Genomic DNA, 4,207 nt, shown 5'->3' with positions numbered 1-4,207 from the left:
TTGTTGGGCCCAGCTGGCGCAAGTCGATAGCATCAACATCATCGACAAAAAATACGGCATGTGGGTTGCCCATATTGACGGCCATGGGCGCGGCGAGATTGTCCCAAGCCAGTGGCATGGCATCAGTATTCATTGGGAAAGCAAGTGGTATGTTCTGCCATCCAAAAACGGCTTCACCCATCGACATTTCGACGTCATTGCCCGACAGCTTGCCTGAAATGATGCCGCCCAAGGTTTCAATGTTGAGGTCTTGGTTCAACAGTGCAACGACACAGCGTGACGCATTGCCACATGCCTCAACCTCGCTGCCGTCGGGATTGAATATCTGCATGCGTACATCAGCGATTTCTGAAGGCAGCAAAATGATAAGCTGGTCACAGCCAATCCCAAACTTGCGATCCGCGATCTTTTGCGCGCGGGCAGGGGACATTTCGATGGATTGGACGCGTGCGTCGATAATGACAAAGTCATTGCCGAGCCCATGCATCTTGTGAAAATCGCCCATCGTCATGGCGGCGATTTAGGGGCAGCGGGGCATCAAGTCTACCGTTGATGCCGAATATGGCCAACCTATTGTTTATCGAGCCGCCGTGATTGGGCACAGGTCGCGGCCGTTCCAACCAACGGAAAAACTTGATTTGCGACGCCAAGGAGGGTAGGGGCGCATCCAAGGCAAGGATATTGCCTTTCAAAATTTGTTGGAAATCCGTTGTTTCCAAGCTGGTCGGCGAAGATTCGCTCACCGGCTTTTTGTTCGTTTATGCCTCAAACGGGGCATGTTGGTAAGGAATGTCGATGTTTGACAAGCTGAGCGACCGGTTAGGAGGGGTGTTTGATCGCCTGCGCGGTCGCGGTGCGTTAAACGAAGCTGACGTGCGTGAAGCGATGCGCGAAGTCCGCGTGGCTTTGCTTGAAGCCGATGTCGCACTTCCCGTCGTTCGTGACTTCGTTGAGAAGGTTACCGAGCAAGCCGTCGGCGCGCAGGTTCTGAAGTCGGTAACGCCCGGCCAGCAGGTAGTCAAAATCGTCAATGACGCCCTTGTCGAAATGCTCGGCGCGGAACAAAGCGACCTTGATCTCGCTGTAGCGCCGCCAGCGATCATCATGATGGTCGGTCTGCAGGGCTCGGGTAAAACGACAACGACGGCCAAGATCGCCAAAATGCTGAAGGCCAAACAGGGCAAGAAAGTCCTGATGGCTTCACTGGACGTCAATCGTCCTGCAGCACAAGAGCAGTTGGCGACGCTTGGCACGCAGACCGAAATTGCTACGCTTCCCATTATGCAGGGGCAGCAGCCCGTCGACATTGCAAAGCGTGCCATGCAGGCTGCAAAGTTGCAGGGCTTTGATGTCCTGATCCTCGACACCGCTGGCCGCTTGCATGTTGATCAGCAGTTGATGGACGAAATGCAGGCGGTGGCAAAGGTCTCCGTTCCGCAGGAAATCCTGCTCGTCGTCGACTCGCTCACGGGTCAAGACGCCGTAAATGTCGCCAAAAGCTTCGGTGAGCGCGTCAATGTAACCGGTATCGTGCTGACCCGTATGGACGGTGATGCACGCGGCGGTGCTGCGCTGTCGATGCGCGCAATTACCGGCAAGCCCATCAAATTTGCAGGCGTCGGTGAAAAGCTTGACGCCATCGAAGCGTTTAACCCAAGCCGTGTTGCTGGACGCATATTGGGCATGGGCGACGTTGTTGGCCTTGTCGAGCGTGCGACCGAAATGGTCGAAAAAGAGGACGCGGATAAGCTCGCGGCCAAAATGGCCAAGGGCCAGTTCGACATGGAAGACCTGCGTATGCAGTTCCGCCAAATGTCCAAAATGGGCGGCCTTGGCGCGCTTGCCGGTATGATCCCGGGCATGAAAAAGGCCAAGCAGGCGATGGACGCCGGCGGCATGAACGACAAATTGCTCGTGCATATGGACGCCATCATTGGCTCCATGACGCCAAAAGAGCGTGCGAAGCCTGAATTGTTGAACGCCAAACGTAAGATCCGGATTGCCAAGGGTTCGGGCATGACCGTTCAAGACGTTAATAAGCTGATCAAAATGCACCAGGAAATGGCGAGCGCTATGAAGCGCATTCGCAAGATGGGCGGCCTCAAAGGCCTCGCTGCCATGTTTGGCGGCGGCAAAGGTGGCATGGGCGGTGGCGGCGACTTGGGTGGCGCGATGGAGGGGATGCACGGGCTTCCCCCCGGCGCTTTGCCACCCGGTTTGGGCGGTCTGCCCGGAATGGGCGGCGGTGGCGGAATGCCGCCAGACCTCGCAAGACTTCTTAGTAAAAAGAAATAAGTATCACATTTAGTTTAAGAATATTTCAGAAAGGTGAGTTAGTTTTATGGCATTATCCATGCGTTTGTCACGGGGCGGTTCGAAAAAGCGTCCTTATTATAAAATCGTCGTAGCCGACGCCCGCGCACCACGCGACGGTAAGTTCATTGAGCGTATCGGCAGCTACAACCCACAGCTTCCCAAGGACAGCGCAGAGCGTATGATCCTTGACACCGAGCGTGCGAAACATTGGCTTGCCGCTGGTGCGCAGCCTTCGGACCGCGTTGCACGCTTCCTTGACGCCGCCGGCGTTAAAGAGCGTAAGGTTAAGAACAACCCTAACAAGGGTGAGCCAGGCCAGAAGGCCAAGGATCGCGCTGAAGACAAGGCAACTAAGCTTGCAGAAGCCGAAGAAGCCGCAGCTGCAGCTGCAGCCGCTCCAGCACCTGAGCCTGAGCCAGAAGTTGTTGAAGAAGTAGCCGCTGAAGAAGCCGCACCTGCGGTTGAAGAAGCGCCTGCCGCTGAAGAAGCTGCGCCTGCAGCTGAAGAAGCAACCGAAGAAAAGGCTGAGGGCTAAGCCTTGGCTGACTCAACCGTCACGCTTGCCGCCGTTTCTGGTGCGCACGGCGTGACGGGTGAAGTTCGTCTCAAGCTGTTCGCAGAAAATGTGGACAGCTTGAAACGCTACAAAAGTTTTAATGATGGCGCGTTGACGGTTAAGTCCCTCCGCCCAACAAAAGACGGCGCGATTGCGCGCTTTGCCGAAATAAATGACCGCAATGCGGCGGAAAAACTGCGCAGCACATTGTTGACCGTGCCGCGTGAGGCCTTGCCTGAACTGGGCGAGGGCGAATATTATTATAGCGACCTTCTTGGGCTTCCTTGTGTTTCAACCGATGGCGCCGACCTTGGCAATTGCATAGCCGTGGAAAATTTTGGCGCCAGCGACGTTCTTGAAATCCAGATGCCGTCTGTTGATGGCAAGCCGGGCAAAAAGTTCATGGTCCCAATGACCGCCGAAGCTGTACCTGAATGGGGCGCGCAAGCGGGCGGACGTATCGTCATTGATGCCGACTTCGTCATATGACGTTCGCTGCCCAAATCCTGACGCTTTATCCCGAAATGTTTCCCGGTCCTCTGGGGATATCATTGGCTGGCCGCGCGCTGGAAGAGGGCAAATGGTCATGTGCGCCCATCCATATTCGTGACTTTGCGACCGACAAGCATCGGACCGTTGACGACACGCCCGCCGGCGGCGGGGCGGGGATGGTACTGCGCGCGGATATACTCGCCGCAGCGGTCGATCACGCGTCTGTTCAGCAGCCCGATGTTCCCGTTTTGGCGATGACGCCGCGTGGCAAGACGATTACCCAAAGCCGCATTCGCGAACTTGCCGCAGGCCCAGGCGTTACGGTGCTTTGCGGGCGCTTTGAGGGCTTTGACGAGCGCATTTTTGATGCCAGACCCCATATTGAACAGGTTTCGATGGGCGATATCGTGCTTTCGGGCGGCGAAATTGGTGCTTTAATGCTGTTAGATGCTTGCATTCGGCTGCTTCCCGGCGTAATGGGCGCGACTTCCAGCGGTGATGAGGAGTCCTTTGAACAAGGGTTGCTTGAATATCCGCACTATACCCGACCCAATGATTGGGAAGGGCGAATGATCCCTGAAGTGTTGCGATCGGGGGATCATGCGAAAATAGCCACCTGGCGGAAACAAAGGGCGGAGGAAGATACTCGGTTACGCAGACCGGACCTTTGGGGGCGTTACAAAGACGCCCGGGTTCAGCCTGCCTCTGACGTGCGACAAAAGAATAAGGATTAAATGGGGCATGAACCTCATCCAAACACTCGAAGCCGAAGCTATTGCAGCTTTGTCAGAAAACAAAAAAATTCCTGCGTTCCGTGCAGGTGACACCGTCAAGGTGGGCGTG

The 4,207-nt window shown here is 55.8% G+C and carries 5 protein-coding genes and 1 pseudogene; 5 read left to right on the top strand and 1 reads right to left on the bottom strand.

The features are described 5' to 3' along the window. Positions 1–505: diaminopimelate epimerase (dapF, locus tag ACIQ0G_RS10465; RefSeq protein WP_397577851.1), on the bottom strand; the 505-nt coding region annotated here is incomplete at its 3' end. 290 nt (positions 506–795) lie between these two features. On the opposite strand from dapF, the gene ffh reads away from it, so the two are divergent. The 5 genes and pseudogenes from ffh to ACIQ0G_RS10440 all read left to right on the top strand — a co-directional run. After that, positions 796–2,295 (top strand): signal recognition particle protein, encoded by a 1,500-nt coding sequence (gene ffh, locus ACIQ0G_RS10460; protein WP_397577850.1) that lies wholly within the window; start codon positions 796–798, stop codon positions 2,293–2,295. A 46-nt stretch (positions 2,296–2,341) separates the two neighbouring features. Further along, positions 2,342–2,851 carry a 30S ribosomal protein S16 gene (rpsP, locus tag ACIQ0G_RS10455; protein WP_397577849.1) on the top strand — a complete coding sequence of 170 codons (510 nt, stop codon included), beginning with the start codon at positions 2,342–2,344 and terminating at the stop codon, positions 2,849–2,851. Between the two features lie 3 nt (positions 2,852–2,854). Then, a complete protein-coding gene (gene rimM / locus ACIQ0G_RS10450) occupies positions 2,855–3,361 on the top strand; it encodes a ribosome maturation factor RimM (RefSeq protein ID WP_397577848.1) in 507 nt (168 codons plus the stop codon). Continuing rightward, complete coding sequence (gene trmD, locus ACIQ0G_RS10445; RefSeq protein ID WP_397577847.1) at positions 3,358–4,098, top strand: tRNA (guanosine(37)-N1)-methyltransferase TrmD; 741 nt, start codon at positions 3,358–3,360, stop codon at positions 4,096–4,098. Before rimM ends, trmD begins: the two co-directional genes overlap by 4 nt. 7 nt (positions 4,099–4,105) lie before the next feature. Continuing rightward, positions 4,106–4,207: pseudogene (locus tag ACIQ0G_RS10440) on the top strand (50S ribosomal protein L19); the annotation flags it as partial.

Origin of the sequence: Sphingorhabdus sp., assembly GCF_044354325.1 — a bacterium.
Taxonomy (GTDB): Bacteria; Pseudomonadota; Alphaproteobacteria; order Sphingomonadales; family Sphingomonadaceae; genus Sphingorhabdus_B.
This window is presented reverse-complemented; position numbering and strand designations above follow the sequence as displayed.

Coding starts and splice junctions, on each gene's coding strand:
- ffh (WP_397577850.1), top strand. CDS start 796: ATGTTTGACAAGCTGAGCGACCGGTTAGGAGGGGTGTTTGATCGCCTG.
- rpsP (WP_397577849.1), top strand. CDS start 2,342: ATGGCATTATCCATGCGTTTGTCACGGGGCGGTTCGAAAAAGCGTCCT.
- trmD (WP_397577847.1), top strand. CDS start 3,358: ATGACGTTCGCTGCCCAAATCCTGACGCTTTATCCCGAAATGTTTCCC.